This window comes from Kosakonia sacchari SP1 (assembly GCF_000300455.3).
In the GTDB taxonomy this organism is placed as follows: Bacteria; Pseudomonadota; Gammaproteobacteria; order Enterobacterales; family Enterobacteriaceae; genus Kosakonia; species Kosakonia sacchari.
On record NZ_CP007215.2, the window covers coordinates 3491857 to 3511920 of the forward strand.

Here is a 20064-nt window from a genome sequence, read left to right on the forward strand (position 1 = left end):
GGGAAAGAAACCCGCACACCAGGCGGTGCGCGGGAAAGTGCGTGATTTAGAAGAAGGTCAGCAGGCTGAGGTTAAAGCGGTTGTCTTGCGATTCGCCACTTTGATTGCCGCGCGCGTACTCCAGCGTCAGCAAGGCGCTGTTCGGGCTCGCGGCCTGGCTGGCGCTCAGGCGCAAACCGGCACCATACGCGCTACCATGCACCTCTTTTTTCTCCAGCGCCGTCGGTTTTGCCTGGCTTACGGAACCCAGTGAACCGAAGACGTACGGCATTACCGCACTACCAAGATCGGGTGCCCAGGAAAACGCGCCGAGCGGTTGCGGTAAACCCACTTCAGCACGCGCGGCCAGGGCGCTATCGCCGCTGACCGTGCCGGAATCGAATGCCGAAAGCCAACTGCTGCCACCAAGTGAAGCCTGCTCAGAGGACGGCAGCGCCTGGTCAAACGAGGTCTGCGCCAGGCCAGAAAGTGAGAGCTGCACTTTGCCATCCACCAGCGGCTGGCTGTAGTTCATAGTCAGCTCCAGTTTCTGGAAATCCGGATCGGCACCGTTCCTGCTCATCGGCAGGTCAGTGGTGCCGTGGCGCGCGCCCAGGCCGTCGATACCAAAAGAAGCCGTCAGACTGGAGGCAAAACGCGCGTCATAGTCCGTGGTGTAATCCATCGACTGCGCCAGGCGCACAATGCGCAGACGATCATCGGTGAACGGCACGTCATTGTTATTGAACTGCAAATGCTGCGTTTCGTTTTGCACATCCAGCGACAGCAAGGTCGACGTGTTGAAATCACGCGCACGCACCCAGTGGTAGCCGACACGCGATGACAGACGCTGGAAGTGATCGCGCGAGGTCAACCCGCTGTCGGTTTTCGGTTTCGTGCGGCTGTCCACCCCTTCGACGTTCATCCACAAGCCATCAGTACCCAGCGGCACGACCACGCCGAGCGCCCACTGGCGGTTACGCGGCTGCGTATCAGTAAACGGGTTATCACCGCGCGGGTAGCCGTTCAGGCGCACGTATACCTGCTCGCCAAAGCCCGTCAGGTTGTTAAGCTGGCCGCCAAGCCCGAGTGAGTACTTACCCAGCTCGTCAGAAAGACCGTTATCAAAGGTCACCAGCCCGGCAACCGGATCGTAGCGACCATCCACAATCAGCACCGTTGAGCCCGGTTTACTGCCCGGTTTGAGGGTCGATTTCAGCATCACGCCCGGTGTGTCGCCTGCTAGCAGCAAACGCCGCTCCAGCGCTTTACGGGTTAAATGTTTCTCGCCCACCAGCGGTTGCAACAGGCTTTCCACCCGGCTGCGCGCGGTGTCCGGCAGCGCAGAGGCATCCACTTTTTCCACATAGCCGTCGGTTACCACCACGTGCAGCGGCGCACCATCTTTGATCTGTTGCGGCGGCAGGCTGACGCGCGCCAGCAAGTAACCCGCTTTGATGTAGACGGTTTCCAGTTCCTGCGCGGCGGCAAACAAATTCGCGGCAGAGACGCGGCGGCCTTTAACGCGCGATTCAATGCGCGCCGTTTCGCTCGCTAACTGTGGAAAACCACCTTCAACCAGCAGACCGGCTGGTGTGACAAACAGTTTTTCCGCGCCGTTCGGCGCCGTAAGCCCGGTAGTGGCCGGCAGCGTGATGCCGCCGCCAGTGTGCTGCTGAACCGGCGCATAAGAGGGTTGCACCAGTTGGCCCGCGCTGGGAGCCGCCATCGCGGCTCCTGCGTGTAAGCTCGCGGCGATACTCAGGCTCAGCAATGTCGGTGCTAAAAGTGAAGAGTGTGAAAATAAACGCATGAGTTATCTCTTATTTTTACTTGCCGGAGCAGGAAAGGGCCAAATCGGCGCCCATGGAACAAACCGCACCCGCCAGTCGAGGATCCGCCGTGGCGATAACCACGTTATCCGCACTGCCAGCGCTGCTGGCATCATGGGTCACCAGCATCGTGTTACCGGTTAATTGACGCGTCACATCCTGCGCCGAGACACGGTTGCCAATGGTGGCGGCTAACGGTGTCGATACCGGTGTTGATGTCGGCGTCGGGGTTGGTGTCGGGGTGCCCGGCTGGTCATTCACCACAAGCGTACCGTCGATATAGTTAATGGTGTAATTACCCAGCCCGTTACCGGTGGCATTGGCGGCAATCACCGCGTAGCTGCCCGCAATGGCGGTGCTGTCTGCACCGTCACTGGTGACATCAACATGGCTAATGGCATCGTTGTTCAGCAGGCCGCTTGCGCTATAGCCCAGTTGCACGGTGCTACCGGCCGTCTTGCTGCCGCTATTCGCGGTGATGGTCAGCGCGGCTGGCGTCACGTTCAGCGTGCCGTTGTAGCTAATAACGTAGTTGGACAAACCGCTGCCGGTTGCACCGCTACCATTGATGCCGTAACTGCCAACATTAGCCGTCGCCGCTGCACCTGCGCTGTTCAGCGCGACACCGGTAACGGTGTCGCCATTGAGCAGGCCGAGCACGCTGTAATCGTTCAGACTGACAAGATCGCCGTAGGTTTTGCTGGCGTTGCCCGCGTTAATAACCAGTTGCGCTGGCGTCACGTTCAGCGAACCTGCGCCGTAACTGATGGTGTAGTTCGACAAGCCGTTGCCGCTTGCATTGCTGGCGTTAATGGCATAACTGCCCACGCCTGCGGTGATGGCGGCACCGGCGCTGTTAAGGGCGACATTCGTTACCGTATCGCCGTTTAACAAGCCCACAATACTGTAGCCACTTAAATTCGCCGCACCGCCGTAAACCTTACTGGCGTTATCGGCGGTGATGGTCAGCGTCGCGGGCGTGACGGTCAGATTGCCGTTGCGATAGACAACGTTGTAGTTGGCAAGCCCGGTGCCCGTCACGTTGCTGCCCACAATGCTGTAGCTGCCAACGTTAGCCGTAGTGGCAAAACCCAGGCTGGTATAGGTCAAGCCATTGACGGTGTCACCGTTAACCAGGCCTTGCGCGGTGTAATTCACCAATCCCGGGAACTGGCCATACACTTTGCTGGCGTTATCCACGTTGATGGTCAGCGTGGCTGGCGTCACCGTGGCGCCAACGCCCACAACGCTGGCCGTCTGCCCGTTAGCTTTAAGCGCGCTGACACCGGCGGTATCCAGCGCATAACTGCCGACGTTATCGGTACTTCTCAGGCCGTTCGTCAGGCTACCGCTGATGGCGTTCCAGAAGCCGGCACCGTAGTAAGTTGTAATCGGGTTCGCACCATAGATGGCAGTTTGCGCCACGCCAACAATGCCGGACACACCGAACAGCGCAGGCATGGCGGAGCCGGTGGCCGGTGCCCAGGCTTTATTATCCAGCCCGATAAAACTCGCGCTGTTGTTCATTTGCGCGGTGGTTAAACCGGTGATCGCTTCCGTACCGTTCGCACCGCGCCCGATGCCTGCCGCGACGTTATCGCTATTCCAGTAGAGGTTACTCTGCGTTCCGCTCCCGCTTTTGGAACCTACCACCCCGCCAATCGCGCTGGGTGTTGAGGTCACGTTGATGGTATTGGTTGCAATGCTATTGCTGATCGTTCCGGTGTTGCTGCCCGCCAGCCCACCTGCCTGCGCGTTCAAACCAGCGTTAATCACGCCGGAGGAGTAGACGTTATTGATACTCCCGGCGTTATTGCCTGTCAGCCCGCCGACATAACCAATCGCGCCACCCATCCCGCTGCCGGTCACGCTACCGGAAACGTAACTGGCGCTAATGGTGCCGCCCGCCATGTTGTAACCGGTCAAACCGCCGACATACTGTAAGCCGTTGCCGCTGGTACCGGAGAGGTTCAGGGAGCCGTCGAAATAACTTTGCGTAATGTTTTTGCTGTTCTGCCCGACCAATCCACCCCAGTAAGACCAGTTAGAGCTGTTCGTCGCGGTAATTGTCGCCCCGGAACGGCTGTAGGAGATCTGCCCGGCGTTGTTACCCACTAGCCCGCCCATGTAGGCTGTGGCATCGGACGAGCGGGTCAATGAGCCAAGTACCGTTGAATAGGCGATAGTACCGGTGTTGTAGGCCGCCAGCAGCCCGGCGTAGAACGGTGATGTCGAAGACGCGGTAAGCTGCGCCGAGTTCAACCCCATGTTGCGGATGGTGCCGGTGTTATAGCCGAACAAGCCAACGTAGGTATCGGCACTGTTAATCGTCAGGCTGGAGATAGTGTGCCCAAGCCCCGTGAAAATGCCACTAAATGGCGCACTGGAAGAGATGCCAACCAGTGAAGAAGTGTATGTATTACCAATGGCGAGGATGTTTTGCGCCAGCGCGTATTTGCCGCCAAGCCCGGTACTGTCAATGGCATCGAGATCCGCCATCGTGCGGATCAGCGTGTAATTCTGCCCGCCAATGGTCAATGAGGCATTTGCACCAGGGATGGTTATCTGTTTGCCCGAGAGCAACGTGTAATCTTTGCCGATGCCGTAGTTCAGCGCCAGGCCCGCATTCGCTCCGGTCGCCGAGATATTACCGTTGAGAATGATATTGCCTGCCGCCGCCAGCGTTAAAGTGGTGTCTGTCGTCCAGCCAAGGTTGGTGGCAAGCGTGATGTCGCCATTCTGGCTGCCGGTCGAGCCAGTGGAGACCGTGACGTTGGCGGTCGAGAGCGCGTTTTGTAACGTGGTCACGTTAATCACGCTGTCGTCCGCGCTGGCGCTAAAGCCGGTGCCGCTGTCAGCCGCCGTGGAGATCACCACGTTATGCGGATCCAGCAGCAGGTTGCCGAATTTACCGCTTTGCGCAGAGAGATCGGTACTGCCGGTATAGGCCAGTTTGGCTTTACCGGAGACTTCCGCTTCGCCGCCTTTGCCGGTGCCCGCGCCGCGTGCGCTGATGTTACCGCTGAACGTCGTCTGGTTATCCGACCACACCACCACATCGCCACCATTGCCCTGGGCTGTCGCATCGGCGGTGATGCGGCTGGTGCTGTCGATGTGTGTGTTCGTTGCGCGTTGCGTGCTGCCTTTGCCCTGGCGCTCGCCGCCAATGTTAATTTTGCCGCCGCCTGTTTTGCCGGAGGCGTCCACTTTCGCCCCCGCCAGCATAATGTTATCGCCGGTGACAGTGATTTTCCCGCCAGCGCCGTCGCTGGATTTCGCGCTCAGCGTGCCGGAAAGCGCCACATTGCCACCTTCGCCGCCGCCAATCACGATGGAGCCGTTCTGGCCGCTGACGCTGTCGGCTTCGACCACGCCGCTCAGGTTGATGGCGTTACGCGCCGCATTGCGCGCCGTGGCGGCAGTCATCACCACCGAGCCGCCCTGTGCTGACACCGTGCCGCTATTTTGGATCAGCGCCTCTTTCATGCCGGAATTACCCGGTACAGCGACCTGCAGGAAGCCATCGCCGGAGAGATCCAGGGTGGCAGATTCCCCCGCGCCCAGCCCCACTTTGCCGACCGGGACGTTGATTAAGCCGTCGTTTTTGACGTTGCCGCCAATCAATGCGGCATAGCCGCCGCGACCAACGCTTATCACGCCTGCGTTGCTCACTTCGGCAGACGAACCATTGCCGGTAAAGACGCGCTTCCCTTTCAGGAAGTCTTCATCTTTGATATCCAGCGTCGAGGCAACAAAGCCGCCGCCGGTTTTCACCGTGCCGCTCGGCGTAATGGCGATACCATTCGGGTTCACCAGATAAACCTGGCCATTGGCGGTTATCGAGCCGGCAATGGTGGATTTTGTTGCGCCAGTGACGCGGTTAAGAATGGCGGAAGAGCTGCTCGGCTGAACGAAATCGACCGAATTGCCCTTGCCGACGGAGAAACTGTTCCAGTTAACAATCGCCGTGCTGGAGTGCTGGTTCACCGTGACGGCGGAACCATTTTGCCCAATGGAAACCTGCCCCGCCGCGACGTTCGCGCCGGTGGGCAACTCGCCCGCCAGCGCGGGGGCTGCGCAAAGGGCACTGACAAACAGCGCGATAAAACGTTTTGTAAAAACCGGTGGTGTATTACTGCCCTGGTGCTGAGCTGAAGAACGGCAAAACGATGATGTCATGAGCATCATTCCTGTGATGGCAAGAAGAGTAATGGTGTGTTTACTCGCAAGTTGCTCTTTGCAAAGCAACGTTACATCCCTTGCAGATCAACAGGTCTGAACTGTCGCTATCGCAGAATTATGTAAATGCGCCGTAACAATATGGTTATCGTCACCTTAAGATAAATCTTTATCATTTCGGATACATCTCGTTGCATTTTTTCACAAATGAAAATAACCGATTGATTAGTAGGATGTTCTGCCGGGTAGCATTGTGCTGACCCGGCCAGCCGGGGTGGTCAATCCTGAGACGTCACGCGATTGATCCCCATCGCCATCACCTGCGCCGGGTCGAACAGCGACAAACTTTCCACCTGCGAAAGTAGCAGCACTTTGCGGAAATCGAGCGCCGAGCGAGGCTCTGAAGCGAGATCAATACCATGCTTGTCGTACCAGGCGCTGTAGTTATGCTCGACGTGTAGATCGAGGGTACTTTCATCCCGATAGCCGCTGAGCATCGGGATCAGCACAATGTTATTGGCGTCGCCGCTGTCAAAGGTGGCGGTGTGGATCATGCCAATGTAGATGCGCTGCGATTTGAGCGTTATCCACGCCAGATCGCCCTTCTCCATACATTGATAAATCAGCCCTTCCACGCCGTTGGCGCGCGAAAGGTGTTTATACAGCTCGCGGCGGCCGTTGCTGTCGAGCCTGACGCTGCCGGACCAGTTCGAGCGCCACAGGCAAAACAGCACCGCAAAAGCGAGCATAATCACCACCGGCGCCTGGATGCCTAAAAAACTCCAGTTCATAAAACTCATGTGCAGGTGGTGTTGCTCCGGGCCAAACACCGCAGGCCAGGCGTTCATCACCGCAGAGGTGATCAACAGGCACAGCCACAGTAACCCTGTCGCCAGAATCCCCTGCAACACAAAAACGCAGCCATACAGCGCCACCAGAAAGTACACATCCCAGCCGAAGCTACGTTTGAATTTAAAACGGGTGGAGAGATCGTGCGAGGTGTACCAGTAGCCACAGACCATCAACACCATAAAGATTGCCGTTCCCATGTCAGGCCCTCTTTAACGCGTCGACGTGGCGTTGGAAATCTTCCTGCACGCGCTGGCAATGGATATTCACCGAAGTGTTGCCATCGGCATCAACCACAATACGTTCGCCATCTTCAATCGCGTCCTGAATTTCACTGTGGCTCATCACCTGCAACAGTCTGTCCGGGCTTGCGAATAATGAATACAACATTTTTTTCATCTCTTACCTCCGCAGCCAAGTATAGAAACCCTGTCACGCGTAGGGCGTTTTTCATCCGGATTCTTACTGCCGCACGGCTTTTCGCTCAGGTTGTCACTTTTACGCAACAGGTTGTCAGTTATGCGGGCGCAGCGGAGAGTCGCGGCGTGGAAACTGAAACCACACCCTGCGGAGACCCGAAAAATGTTAATGACCCCTGCTGAAAAATATCAACGCCACAAACCCTTAGCGCTGCGCGATCGCCGCTGGCCGGATAACGCGCTGACCCATGCGCCACGCTGGCTCTCCACCGATCTGCGCGACGGCAATCAGGCGCTCGCTGAACCAATGGACGCCGCGCGTAAGCTGAAATTCTGGCAACTGCTGCTCGACTGCGGCTTTAAAGAGATTGAAGTGGCGTTCCCGTCCGCCTCGCAAACGGATTTCAATTTCGTGCGCCAGTTGATTGAGGAGAAACGCATTCCGGACGATGTGACCATTCAGGTATTAACCCAGGCTCGGGAAGAGTTGATTACCCGCACCTTTGACGCGCTGCAAGGCGCGAAGCGCGCCACCGTGCATCTGTATAACGCCACCGCGCCGGTGTTTCGCGAGCAGGTCTTTCGCCAGAACCGCGAGGAGATCGTCGCGCTGGCGGTCAACGCCGCGCGGCAAATTCGCGCCCTTTGTGAAAATGCGCCAGAAACCGAGTGGGTTTTCCAGTACTCGCCGGAAACCTTCTGCTTTACCGAAGCGGAGTTTGCGCTGGCGATTTGCGAAGCGGTGGCCGATGTCTGGGAACCATGCGCGACACGACCGATGATCATCAACCTGCCCGCCACGGTAGAAGTGAGCATGCCGAATGTCTATGCCGACCAGATTGAGCACTTTTGCCACCACTTCTCGCGCCGCGAACAGGTGTGCATCAGCGTGCATACCCATAACGATCGCGGCACCGGTATTGCCAGTGCCGAACTGGCATTGCTCGCCGGTGCGGAGCGCGTGGAAGGCTGCTTGTTTGGCAACGGTGAGCGTACCGGTAATGCCGACCTGGTGACGCTGGCGCTGAATCTCTATACCCAGGGCATCGCGCCAGGGCTGGATTTCAGCCAGATGAAAAAGGTGGTTGAGATCGTCGAAGAGTGCAACCAGTTGCCGGTGGCACCGCGCCATCCCTATGCCGGAGAACTGGTGTTCACGGCCTTTTCCGGCTCCCACCAGGACGCGATTAAAAAAGGCTTTGCCGCACGACAAAACAACCCGACCGCGTTCTGGGAAGTGCCTTATTTGCCGCTTGATCCGGCAGACATTGGCTGTAGTTATGAAGCGGTTATCCGCGTCAACAGCCAGTCCGGTAAGAGCGGTGCAGCGTGGCTGCTGGAGCAGAACCACGGCCTGAATTTGCCGCGCAAACTTCAACAGGAGTTCAGTCAGCATGTGCAGGAGGCGGCAGATGCGAACGGCAAAGAGATGTCGCAAATGGAAATCTGGAATCTGTTTCGTCAGAACTACGGGCTGGTGGAGCGCCCGCCGCTGCAACTGATTGAATATGTCTGCACTAATCAGCCGGGGCAGCGCACCACGTTACAGGCGGAGATCGTGTGCCATGACAAAAAACTGAAGCTCGATGCCAGCGGCAACGGCTTTCTTTCCACCGCCATCACCGCTCTGTGCCGCAGCTTGCAGGTGGAGATCAACATTGAGAGCTACCACGAGCATACGCTCGGCAAGCACAGCGACAGCCGTTCGGTGGCGTATGTCTGCTGTGAGAATACAAACGGCGAACGTGCCTGGGGTGTGAGCATTGACAGCGACATCACTCGCGCGTCGTTGCAGGCGGTGCTGAATGCCGCGCAGCACTTCATTACGAGGTGAAGTAATCGCCGGGCGGCACGCCCATCACCCGGCGAAACATGGCGCTGAACGCGCTGGGGTTGGCATAACCGCACTCCAGCGCCACCTGCGTGACCGGCTCGCCCTGCGCCAGCCGGGTTAACGCCTCCAGCAAACGCGCCCGGCGTAACCATTCGCTGAACTGTAACCCGGTCTGCTGATAGAAATGGCGCGACAAGGTTCGCCCGCTCATATTGACCTGGCGAGCGGCATTTTCCAGCGTCCACTCACCCGCCGGATCGCGTCGCACCGCGTCACAAAGCTGTTTTAACCGCGCGGAAGAGGGTTCCGGCAGACAAAACGGCAGCGTATTCATCAGACGGATTTCATCCAGGATCAGTTCGTAAATGCGCTCCGCGCGGCTGCCAGCCTGATACGCCTGTGGCAATTCCAGTGCGTTCAAGATCAGCGCACGCAGCAAATCACTGACGCGCACCACCTGGCAAACCACCGGTAAATCCGCCCGCGCCAGCGGTTCGACAAACACGCCACGCGCCTGCACTTCGCCGTCAATGCGCAGCGCGTGAGATACCTGCGCGGGTATCCACACGCCACGGCCAGGCGGCACAATCCACATACCCTGCTGCGTTTCCACGCGGATCACCCCGCTGAGTGTGTGAATCAGTTGATCGCACGGATGGGTATGCCAGTGCTCATGCTCCCCGTGCCGGTAATCATGGGCGTAGGGGATCACCGCGCGGTGGGAAAAATCGAGGGCAAATGTCTTTTTCACGGCGTGACCGTTGTTATTTTGCAGGGTGACATTACCTTAATCACCGCCGCGCCTGCTGTCATTTATTTCTCCCGGCACAGCGGGCAGTTATGGCAATACTCCATCGGCGTTGAGGCTTTGTAATAAAAACAGCAGGTGCGGCGAAAACGCACCATCTTGCCCGCCGCGTTCTTTTGCGCAGGCCGGCGAAAGCGCTTCAGCGGATTCCAGGGCGCAGCAAACAGATCTGGCGCAGCCGCGTCCAGCAGCCAGGCGAAATCCGCCTGCTGGCGCTGCATCTGCCGGGTATTCAGCCCCTCCATTCGGCCCTGATAGAGTGAGTAAACGCGCACGGCGGTGTTTTCCCATAAGATCGCTTCCGGCAAGCCGCTGACCTGCGCCAGGCTCTGCCACAACGGCGCTAAATAATCGCGAAACAGCGCGCCAACCACCGTTTCGCGCCACGCGTCGCGTTGACCAGGAAGGTAATGCGTTACCGTGACATCCACCGGCAACGACGAGCTCCACAGTCCGTTGTCATGCGCATACTCCAGTCGACTGGCGTGAAGTGTTAACGGCAAGCCTTTATCAAACACGCTCATTGCGTACAACACATTCCCGGTCGCCAGAAAGGCCAGCCGTTTGGCGAGCAGCGACGCGGCAATCGCCAGATCCGGTGCGCCAATCAGCGGCATCACTCGCGTTAACAGCGCGCGGCAGGTTTGCGCATCCAGTAGCGCCTGTGCCGGTACGCTGCGCGCATCGGCTTGCGAACGCGAACGCAGATGGAAAGTGCGTTGCAGATACGAATGCTCTTCAGCCGTCAGCATTTGACGCTCCCGGAAACGGAATGCACAACGGCGTATGGAAAAAAGGATCGTCGATGATGCGACAGCGCAGATTGAATACGTCGTTGACCAGCGTTTCGGTCATTATCTGTTGCGGCGCGCCCTCGGCGTAAACGCGCCCGTCATGCACAGCGACGAGATGATCGGCATAGCGGCAAGCGAGGTTAAGATCGTGCAGCACCATCACAATGGTTTTACCCTGCTGCCGGTTGAGCTGGCGCAACAGTTCGAGGATCTCAATCTGGTGCGCCAGATCGAGATAGGTGGTCGGTTCGTCCAGCAAGAGAGTGTCCGTGGCCTGTGCCAGTGTCATGGCAATCCACACACGCTGGCGCTGTCCGCCGGATAACGCATCCACCGGGCGATGCTGCAGCGCGTCGGTGCCTGTCAGGCGCAGCGCAGCATTCACCTGCTGCTCATCCTCTTGCGACCACTGGCGCAGCCAGTTTTGATAAGGAAAACGCCCCAGGCTCACTAACTGGCGCACCGTGATGCCCTCCGGTGCAACAGGCGTTTGCGGCAAAATGGCCAGCTTGCGGGCAATCTCCGCCGTATTGCTGGTGTGAATGTCCTGGCCATCAAGAATAACGGAGCCGGATTGCGGCGTCAGCAAACGTGCCATCGCTTTGAGCAGCGTGCTTTTGCCGCAGCCGTTGCTGCCAATCAGCACCGAGACTTTCGCACCAGGCAGGGTTAAATCCAGCGCGTTAATCACCTGCCGCTGTTGATAGCTGACACTCAGCTTTTGCGTTGAGAGAGACACATTTTCTCCATCAGATTACGTCCGCTGCCGAATCAGCAGCCACAAAAAGAACGGCGCACCGGCCAGCGCCACAAAAATCCCTGCCGGTAAATCAGCAGGCCGGAATAGCGTTCTGGCGAACAGGTCGGCGATAACCACCATACTGCCAGCGCTACAGACGGTCACAAACGCCTGGCCGAAAAAGCCCTGACGCACCACAAACCTTGCCAGGTGCGGCGCAATCAGCCCGACAAAAGCCATCGCGCCTACTTGCGCAATCGCCCCACCGGAGAGCACCACACAACTTAGCAGTAACAGCACCCGCAGCGGCTGCACCCGTACGCCAAGGCCGATGGCAAGCGCGTCGTCCAGTTGCAGGGTTTTCAGATAGCGCGTCAGAAACAGTAGCACCGGCAACGTCCACACATATACCGCCAGCAGGCGCAGCACTTTGTCCCAGGTGGCGGCATACACGCTGCCGCTCAACCATACCCATGCGGAAAAGGTGGTGGTCAGCGGGCTGAACACCAGCACCAGCGTCACCACCGCGCCCGCCAGCGCGGAAACGCCCACGCCGGTAAGGATCAGCCGCAGCGGCGTCAGGCCTTTGCGCCACGACAGCAAAAAGATCAGCCCGACAGCGCAGGCCGCGCCGCCCATCGCCGCATACGGCAAGGGTGCGCTGCCATATTGCAGGCTGAAAAAAGAGAACCATAGCAACGCACCGGCACTCGCCCCGGCGGTCACGCCGAGCGTATCCGGTGATGCCAGCGGGTTACGTACCAGCGTTTGCAGGATCAACCCGGCAAGCCCCAGCCCGCAGCCCGCCAGCATCGCCAGTGCCACGCGCGGCAGACGTAATTGATGCAGAATAAAACTGTGCGCACTGGCATCCGGCTGCACCAGCAACTGGAGCGTTTGCGCCAGCGAAATCGCCACATCGCCAGTGCTCAATGCCACCAGCGCGACCAGCAAGGCGATTGCCATACAACCGAGCAATAGTGGCACTAAACGCCGGGAGTAGTGGCGGGAAAATGGTCCACAGCGCAAAAGCTGACTATCCGGCATGGTTCCCCCTGCGTTGCGCCAGCAGAATAAAAAACGGCGCGCCCATCAGTGCGGTCATCACACCGACCGGCAACTCCTGCGGCAGGATAACCACGCGCGCGGCGATGTCTGCGGCCAGTAACAGTAACGCGCCGAGCAGCGCACAGGCCGGAAGCGTCCAGCGCAAGTCGCTGCCAAATAACTGGCGCGCTATGTGCGGCACCATCAGCCCGACAAAACCGACATTTCCCGCCAGCGCCACGGCACAGCCCGCCAGCCCCACCACCAGCACGCTCGCCAGCAGGCGCACCAGCGCGATGTTCAACCCCAGTCCACGAGCAATCTCTTCTCCGGCATTGAGCACGTTCATCTGCCCGGCGAAAAAACAGGCGGCAACCACCAGCAGCGCACCGGGGAGCAGCATCGGGTACACAAGCTTTACATCGTTACCCGCCAGGCTACCGGCCAGCCAGAACAACATGGTGTCGAGGCTTTCCTGATCGATAACGAGAATGGCCTGGGTAAACGCATTACACAGCGCGGTGATCGCCACGCCCGCCAGCACCAGCCGCAGCGGATTAAGCTGCCCGTTGCTGACTTTACTGGCAAACCACACCAGCGTGCCGGTGGCGCAGGCCCCACTAAAAGCCAGCAACAGCGTGATCCACGGATCGCCGACGGCGAAAAAACTGCCTGCCAGCACAATCAACAGCGCCGCGCCCGCATTGACACCAAACAGCCCCGGCGACGCCAGCGGGTTGCGGGTTAATGCCTGCATCAACGCACCCGCCACAGCGAGAAACGCGCCAACACCAACGGCCAGCACTGTGCGCGGCAGGCGCGAGGTGCGAATAATAATATCCACCGCGCTGGTGGGATCGGCATGCAGCAGCGCCTGCGTCAGTTGGGTGAGCGAATAAAACCGCGCGCCGGTCATCATGCTGAGCACCATCAGCGCCACCAGCAGCAGACCGCAGAGCAGAAAACGCCCGCTCATACGCGCCCCCGGTTGAGTGCCTGTTCGACATCACGAAGGATCTGGTTAGCGCCAAGAATGCCGCCGGATAAGCTCCACGGCACGCTATCCACCTCCCACAGTTGTCGTGCTTTCACCGCACGCAGTTGCTGCCACAACGGGTGTGCCGTCAGCGTGTGGTACTGGCGGGTGATGGCCGGGCTGTTGGCCCGCAGCAAAATAAAAAATAGATCGGCATCCAGCAGCGGAATATTCTCCATGCTGGAAAAACGCAACGAGGCGCTGTGGGCCTGCATGGCCTGCGCATTCCAGGCAAATCCCACTTCGGACATCACCGAGCCGGGAAAGCTGTTCGCCACATAGCTGCGAATGTGGTCAGGACGTATTTCAATCACCGATACCTGCGGCGCGCGCTGCCCGGCAAAACGCTGTTGCAGCAGGCTGCGCAGCGCGATGATACGCGCATCCCAGTGCTGGAGCAGTTGCGCGGCGGCGTTTGTCAGAGCGAGTTTTTGCGCCACCACCGTCAGCGTTTTTTTGAATTCAAAGACATCATCCAGCAGCGTAACAGGGGCGATTTTCGCCATCAGCGGTGCGACATCCTGGTGGCGAAAACGGGAAGCGAAAATAATATCTGGTTTAAGCAGCGCGATTTTTTCCAGCGCGGGCTGCGTCTCCAGCCCGAGCTGCGGCACGCCGGAAAGCTGCGGTCGTAAATAGCGGTACACCGGTTTTTCCGCCCAGGATTCAACAATGCCGCAGGGCGTAACGCCCAGCGCAGCCAGGCTGTCGGTTGCCCCCTGAAACAGAGAAACCGCGCGCGGCACGCCGGATTTGGCAAACAGTGCGGGTGAGACACCGCACAACAGTAGCGCCTGCAAGCTGCGTCGGCGCGAAAGCGAGAAAGCGCGTTCGTTTTTCATCATCCACTCAAACCGCCCCGCTAAACGGGGCGGTAACACTCAGAAATCGAGACTGTAGCCCAGCGTCGCGGTGCGACCCCGACCGGCGAAATAGCGATCCGGATCGACAGACGCGCTTTGCGAATAGTAGGTGATGTACTGTTTATTCAGCAGGTTAGAAACCCCAAGGCTCACCTGCCCGTACGGCAGCTTGTAGCCGACTGCCGCATCCACCAGCGCATAGCCGGAAAAGTCTTTTTCCGCGTCGTCGAATTTCTTGCTGAGCGCCCAGTTGGCCTGCAGGAAGGTGCTCAACTGCGCATTCCAGTTTGCTGACCAGCTGGCGATGATGCGATCCGGGGCGATGTTTAAGCCATCGAGTTTCGCATCCAGACTGCCGTTGTCGTCGCTGTCATAGCGCCCGCGCATGTGTGACCACGACAAGGTTAATTTGTGATCGGCATTCGGGCTGTAACCGGCGCTCACTTCCACACCGTCAATCTCAGTCTTTTCGCGACGGGCGACAAAGGCGTCGTTAACCAGCTCAACGCGGCTACCGAGCTTGGATGTGGACTGGTAGTAACTGGCTTCGAAATCAAACGGCGCGTGTTGTACGCGAAAACCAATTTCGCTGTTTTTGGTGACGATCGGTTTCAGGCCGTTGTAGTCATCCAGTTTAATGCCCGGCGTGTCGATGCCGCGCAGCACGCGCCCGACATCCGGCACGGTAAACCCTTCGCTGTAGCTGGCGAACAGGCTTAACGGTTCAACCGGCGACCAGACCACACCAGCGTTATATAGGGTCTGGTCGAACGATGGCGTGCCGCCTTCCACGGTTACCCGGTCGTTGGCCCATACGGTTTGATAACTGTCGATATTCAGCCGGGCGTATTCATAGCGCACGCCGCCGCTTAATTTCACCGATTCAACTGGCGTGTATTCCAGTTGCAGGAACGGTGACAGATCGGTGTAGTTAATTTCCGGCACGTAGGTGCGCCCGGTGGCCCATAGATCCTGTTTCGAGTTATCAAACAGGGTATCGAAACCCACCGTCGCTTTTATGCGGTCATCCCAGAGATCGTCTTTGGTGAGCGCGATTTTGCTGCCGTATTTATCGGTATACGCACGGCTCTGATCGTACAACGTGCCAATGGGAGCAATGGCTGGATCCTGGAACGAGGAGGAATTGGTCGCGCCGAACAGCGCTTCATAACGCTGATAATAGGCCAGCGCCGTCAGCTTCATGCCTGCCAGGTTGTAATTATCGTAGGTAGCGCCGACCGTCCACACATCGTTGTGCGGCGCGCTACCCGGCGGGTTACCTTTCTTCGATGTGGTTAATACACCGTCATCGCGATCGCCTCGCACACTGACATAGTTATCTTTGTTTTTCAGGCGATAACGGTTAAGGCTCAGCTGTACGCGCTGATCGTTATCCAGCCAGTAACCCACTTTCGCCAGCAGATCCCAGGCGCGGGAGTCCATCAAATCGCCCTGCGTGTTATCCACTCCAATCGCGTGGTTGTCGGCGTCTTTGAACAGCCCCTGGTCTTCATAACTCAGGGCGAACAGGTAATCGATATACTCTTCGCTGCCGTTGATGCTGTAGTTGGTTTTATAGGAAAGCGTATCGCGGTCAAATTCCGCCGTGGGCGTGGTGGTTTCCACGCTGACGTGCTGGTTGACGGTGCCCGGTTTCGCGCGTTTGGTGATGATGTTGATTACCCCGCCCGTCGCGCCGACGCCGTTGCTGGCGTTTGCCCCTTTGATCACCTCAATGCGCTCGATCATCGAAGCGTCGATGGTGTGCATTTCGCGCCCGGTCGGGCGCAGCGGGTTTGATTGCGGGATCCCGTCAATCATTACCAGCGGCGTGCGCCCGCGCAGCGTTTCGCCACTGCCGGACATTTTCTGTCGTGACGGTGAAAACGACGGCAGCAAATTGCTGAGGATCTGCGAGGTGTCGGAGGTGATTTGCCGCTGCTGGGCAATCTCTTTTTCGCTGATAACTTTGATGACCTGCGGGGAATCATTACGCGAACCGTCAGTGCGGGTGGCGGTCACAATCAGTTCATCATCACTATTTTTCGCATCCTGCGCATAAAGTGGCGAGGCGAAAAGCAGAGCCATCGCGCCGTACAAAGGAGAAACTCTCATCTAAACAACCCTCAATTTTTATTATTCCCCACCGTTTGCGGGGATCATTCCGTAACAAAATCAAATGACAACAATAAGAAACATTTTGATACCGATTATCATTATCGATAAAGGAATGTAAAGTGAATATTTTCCAGGCGAAATTGAGACGCGAAGGAATAGCGCGACGTGAATGGAATAAACGCAACACATAAGCAAAATTAATTAAATTTTGTCTAAGCGGTCTACCCTTTAACAAGCAGATCCTGTGGCTTATTCCGCTTGTTTCCACCAAAAGGAAAGACCAATGCAAACACTCTCCGGGCCATCGCGCGCGACGCTTGCGCTTTACGAACTATTTAACCCGCTGCCCACCGGTTTTTTTGTCGCGGCGTGGATTTTCGATATTCTCTACATTAAAACCTTTCAAATCATGTGGACCGATGCGGCAAGCTGGCTTATCGCCATTGGTCTGTTGATTGCCATCATTCCCCGTTTGATACATCTGGTGCAGGTGTTTGTGACCCAGCGCCATCGCACTTCAGGCGCGGAGAAATTCCATTTCTGGCTCTGGCTGGTGGCTATCGTGCTGGCGATTTTTAACGCTTTTGTGCCAGCGGGCTGCGTAACCCGACCGGGCTGCAATGGGAGCCTGAAAGCGGTGCGTTATGGGCGATCGTCAACGAACGCGACGAAATTGGCTCCGATCTGGTGCCGGACTATATGACCTCGGTAAAAGAGAAGGGGTTTTACGGCTGGCCGTATAGCTACTTTGGGCAGCACGTGGACGAACGCGTTAAACCGCCACGCCCGGACTTAGTGGCCCAGGCCATCAAGCCCGATTACGCGCTTAGCTCGCACGTCGCACCACTTGGCTTGTTGTTCTATACCGGTGACAATATGCCGCAATATCGCGGCGGCGCGTTTATCAGCGAGCACGGAAGCTGGAACCGCACACCACTGAATGGCTACCAGGTGGTGTGGGTGAAATTTGAGGGCGGCAAACCGGTTGGACAACCGCAACCGGTCGTGACCGGTTTTCTCACCGATGACCAGAAACAGGTGCGCGGGCTACCGGTCGGACTGGCGATGGATAAACAAGGCGGCGTGCTGATTGCCGACGATGCCGGTAACGCTATCTGGCGGATCAGCGCGCGCTAATCTTGTGGCTGCCTGTCGTCTGCTTTATAACGTTCAGACACGCTTAACGGATGAAAACGATGGATAGCAGATTGCAGGCAGCGATTACGCTGCGCAAACAGGGTCAACACGATAAAAGCCGTCGGGCGCTGCAATCGCTGGCAGAAGAGCCCGCGCTACGCGCGCAGGCGTTACTCAATATCGCCTGGTCGTATGATAACGAAGGCAAAGAGCGCGACGCCGAGCCTCATTACCTGGCGGCGCTTGATGCTGGGTTAACAGGAGAAGATCAGTTCGAAGCGCAGTTTGGTCTGGCGTCTACGTGGCGCTGCCTGGGGAAATATGCGCAGGCGAAAACCCTGTTTGAGGAGATCATGACAAGTTGGCCGCAAGCCACCGAAGTGCGGCCTTTTTATGCCCTTTGTTTGCACAATCTTGGCGAACACGACAGCGCCATTGCCGTGCTGCTGGCGTCGATTATTCAGCATCCCGACGCCCGCACCGAACCCTATAAAGCGGTGCTGCATCACTACGCGCAGCACCCGCATCAACGCTGGTGACGGTTTACCTTTTGCCGTACTGGACGGCGCGTGAGGCTAACTTGCCTGGTGGGTTAAGCCGTCAATAATCACCTGCTTCATCCCTTGCGAACAGGGTTCCACGCGCCCGCGCACACCGTACACCTGCGCCAGGCTTTCCGGCGTTATCACCTCGCCCGGCACGCCGTTTGCCACCAGTTCGCCTTTTTTCAGGATCAGCACGTGGTCGCCGTGGCGCAGCGCGATATTGATATCGTGCACCACCACAACCGTGACGATATTGCGGCTACGCGTTTCCCGCTTCACCAGATCCATCACGTGGAACTGGTAGTTGAGATCCAGCGCGCTGAGCGGCTCATCGAGCAACAGCAGCGAAGGCTGGCGGATCAGCGATTGCGCCAGCCCGACTAACTGTTTCTGCCCGCCGGAGAGCTGGTCGAGGTAGTGCAGCGCCAGATGCTCGATACCGAGCTGGCGCAATAGCGACATCACTTCGGTCTGCTTTGCCGCGCTGTGTAAACCGCCGGAAGCACGCTGCGCCACAATAATCGACTCCAGAACATGCAGATGAACTCCTGCCGGCAGCGATTGCGGCAGGTAGACGACCTGCTCCGCGCGTCTGGCAAACGGCTGGCTGAGCAGGTCTTCGCCATCCAGCAATAACTCTCCTTCCGCCTTGTTCAGCCCGGCCATTGCCCGCAGCAGCGTCGATTTGCCGCTTCCGTTTGGCCCAAGCAGAATTGTCACTTTGCCGCGCGGCAAATTAGCAATATTGAGATCGCGAATGATCTGCCGCTTGTAATATCCCGCGCCAAACCCGCGCAGACTCAGGCCGCTCTGGCTCATACACTCCCCCGGTGGCGCACAATGATGGTGATAAAGAACGGCACGCCAACCAGCGAGGTGACAATGCCCACCGGAATAATCACGCCATCGATCAGATTTTTGGAAACGATAGAAGCCAGCGATAACACCAGCGCACCAATCAACGCGCTACCGGGCAGATAAAAGCGGTGATCCTCGCCAAACACCATACGGGCGATATGCGGAGCGACCAGCCCGATAAAACCGATCGGGCCGACAAACGCCACCGACAGCGCCGACAAAATACTGATGCGCAAAAGCGTCGCCAGCCGCAGGCGACGCACGTTAATGCCAAAACTTATCGCCCGATCTTCGCCAAGGCGCAGCGACGTCAGCTTCCACGAGCTGAGCATCGACAGCGGCATGATCACCGCCAGCGCCAGCAGCAAAATGCCGAGTTTCTCCCACGACGCGCGGGCAATGCTGCCCATGGTCCAGAACACCAGCCCCTGCAGCGTGTCTTCGTTGGCGATAAATTGCAGCATCGACACCAGCGCGTTGAAGGTAAACACCAGCGCGATACCGAACAACACCACGCCGGAAGTTGCCACCTGCGTCCAGCGGGTGATGCCATCCAGCAACAGCGCCGCCAGTAGCGCGAAGAGAAACGCGTTCGCCGAGATAAACCACTGCGCCGGAACGCCGGGAATGCCGATGCCAAGCACAATCGCTAATGCAGCGCCAAACGCCGCCGCCGACGACACGCCTAGCGTAAACGGGCTCGCCAGCGGGTTGTTGAGGATGGTCTGCATCTCCGCCCCCGCCAGTCCCAGTGTCAACCCAACAATGATTGCCATCAGCGCGTACGGCATGCGGATATCCCAGACAATCACCCGCGTTCCGGCATCGGCGCTCGCCGGGTCAACCAGCGTTTGCCACAGCGTCTCCAGCGGCAAGCCGGAGGGGCCAAGGGTGAAATCCAGCAGCATCGCCGCAGCTATAAATACCACCAGCAGCGCCAGCAAACTGACGCGGCGGCGAAGGATCACGCGGTAGTTGAGCATCAGGCTGTCCGCAGCCGTATCCTGCCTCTGCTCGCTTGTTTCCA

The 20064-nt window shown here is 58.1% G+C and carries 17 protein-coding genes; 4 read left to right on the top strand and 13 right to left on the bottom strand.

Going from position 1 to position 20064, the window contains the following annotated elements; translation table 11 throughout:
* Positions 1 to 46 precede the first annotated feature (46 nt).
* The 4 genes from C813_RS39595 to C813_RS39610 form a co-directional block, all read right to left on the bottom strand.
* Positions 47 to 1708, bottom strand: a complete 1662-nt coding sequence (locus C813_RS39595; RefSeq protein ID WP_017455845.1) for a ShlB/FhaC/HecB family hemolysin secretion/activation protein — start codon at positions 1706 to 1708, stop codon at positions 47 to 49.
* Between the two features lie 100 nt (positions 1709 to 1808).
* Entirely contained in the window at positions 1809 to 5990 is a 4182-nt protein-coding gene (locus C813_RS39600; protein WP_017455844.1) for a beta strand repeat-containing protein, read from the bottom strand.
* Between the two features lie 278 nt (positions 5991 to 6268).
* Complete coding sequence (locus tag C813_RS39605) at positions 6269 to 7039, bottom strand: hypothetical protein (protein WP_017455843.1); 771 nt, start codon at positions 7037 to 7039, stop codon at positions 6269 to 6271.
* 1 nt (position 7040) lies between these two features.
* Positions 7041 to 7238, bottom strand: a complete 198-nt coding sequence (locus tag C813_RS39610; RefSeq protein WP_017455842.1) for a hypothetical protein — start codon at positions 7236 to 7238, stop codon at positions 7041 to 7043.
* A gap of 183 nt (positions 7239 to 7421) precedes the next feature.
* Between C813_RS39610 and leuA the strand changes: the two genes are divergently transcribed.
* Complete coding sequence (gene leuA, locus C813_RS39615) at positions 7422 to 9092, top strand: 2-isopropylmalate synthase (RefSeq protein WP_017455841.1); 1671 nt, start codon at positions 7422 to 7424, stop codon at positions 9090 to 9092.
* Here the strand turns inward: leuA and C813_RS39620 are convergent.
* The 7 genes from C813_RS39620 to C813_RS39650 form a co-directional block, all read right to left on the bottom strand.
* A complete protein-coding gene (locus tag C813_RS39620; RefSeq protein ID WP_017455840.1) occupies positions 9082 to 9843 on the bottom strand; it encodes an AraC family transcriptional regulator in 762 nt (253 codons plus the stop codon). The genes leuA and C813_RS39620 overlap by 11 nt on opposite strands.
* Before the next feature lie 62 nt (positions 9844 to 9905).
* Positions 9906 to 10652, bottom strand: a complete 747-nt coding sequence (locus tag C813_RS39625) for an IucA/IucC family C-terminal-domain containing protein (protein WP_017455839.1) — start codon at positions 10650 to 10652, stop codon at positions 9906 to 9908.
* Entirely contained in the window at positions 10639 to 11433 is a 795-nt protein-coding gene (locus C813_RS39630; protein ID WP_017455838.1) for an ABC transporter ATP-binding protein, read from the bottom strand. The genes C813_RS39625 and C813_RS39630 overlap by 14 nt, the downstream gene beginning before the upstream one ends.
* A gap of 15 nt (positions 11434 to 11448) precedes the next feature.
* A complete protein-coding gene (locus C813_RS39635) occupies positions 11449 to 12480 on the bottom strand; it encodes a FecCD family ABC transporter permease (protein ID WP_025263690.1) in 1032 nt (343 codons plus the stop codon).
* Positions 12470 to 13456 (bottom strand): FecCD family ABC transporter permease, encoded by a 987-nt coding sequence (locus C813_RS39640; protein ID WP_017455836.1) that lies wholly within the window; start codon positions 13454 to 13456, stop codon positions 12470 to 12472. The genes C813_RS39635 and C813_RS39640 overlap by 11 nt, the downstream gene beginning before the upstream one ends.
* Entirely contained in the window at positions 13453 to 14361 is a 909-nt protein-coding gene (locus tag C813_RS39645) for an ABC transporter substrate-binding protein (RefSeq protein ID WP_017455835.1), read from the bottom strand. Before C813_RS39645 ends, C813_RS39640 begins: the two co-directional genes overlap by 4 nt.
* 36 nt (positions 14362 to 14397) lie before the next feature.
* Positions 14398 to 16494, bottom strand: coding sequence for a TonB-dependent receptor (locus C813_RS39650; protein ID WP_025263692.1), 2097 nt, complete (start codon positions 16492 to 16494; stop codon positions 14398 to 14400).
* A 286-nt stretch (positions 16495 to 16780) separates the two neighbouring features.
* Here C813_RS39650 and C813_RS39655 point away from each other — a divergent pair, with 286 nt between their 5' ends.
* Genes C813_RS39655 through C813_RS39665 form a run of 3 tightly spaced genes read left to right on the top strand, consistent with a single transcriptional unit; the run spans position 16781 to position 18173 of the window.
* Positions 16781 to 17200, top strand: coding sequence for a DUF2231 domain-containing protein (locus tag C813_RS39655; RefSeq protein WP_017455833.1), 420 nt, complete (start codon positions 16781 to 16783; stop codon positions 17198 to 17200).
* On the top strand, positions 17149 to 17634 hold the full coding sequence (locus tag C813_RS39660) for a PQQ-dependent sugar dehydrogenase (protein ID WP_407656253.1): 486 nt from the start codon (positions 17149 to 17151) through the stop codon (positions 17632 to 17634). Before C813_RS39655 ends, C813_RS39660 begins: the two co-directional genes overlap by 52 nt.
* Before the next feature lie 59 nt (positions 17635 to 17693).
* Positions 17694 to 18173, top strand: a complete 480-nt coding sequence (locus C813_RS39665) for a tetratricopeptide repeat protein (RefSeq protein ID WP_017455831.1) — start codon at positions 17694 to 17696, stop codon at positions 18171 to 18173.
* 36 nt (positions 18174 to 18209) lie between these two features.
* Here the strand turns inward: C813_RS39665 and C813_RS39670 are convergent, their stop codons facing one another.
* A complete protein-coding gene (locus C813_RS39670; RefSeq protein ID WP_017455830.1) occupies positions 18210 to 18998 on the bottom strand; it encodes an ABC transporter ATP-binding protein in 789 nt (262 codons plus the stop codon).
* Positions 18995 to 20023 (bottom strand): FecCD family ABC transporter permease, encoded by a 1029-nt coding sequence (locus C813_RS39675; protein WP_167579018.1) that lies wholly within the window; start codon positions 20021 to 20023, stop codon positions 18995 to 18997. The genes C813_RS39670 and C813_RS39675 overlap by 4 nt, the downstream gene beginning before the upstream one ends.
* Positions 20024 to 20064: the final 41 nt, after the last annotated feature.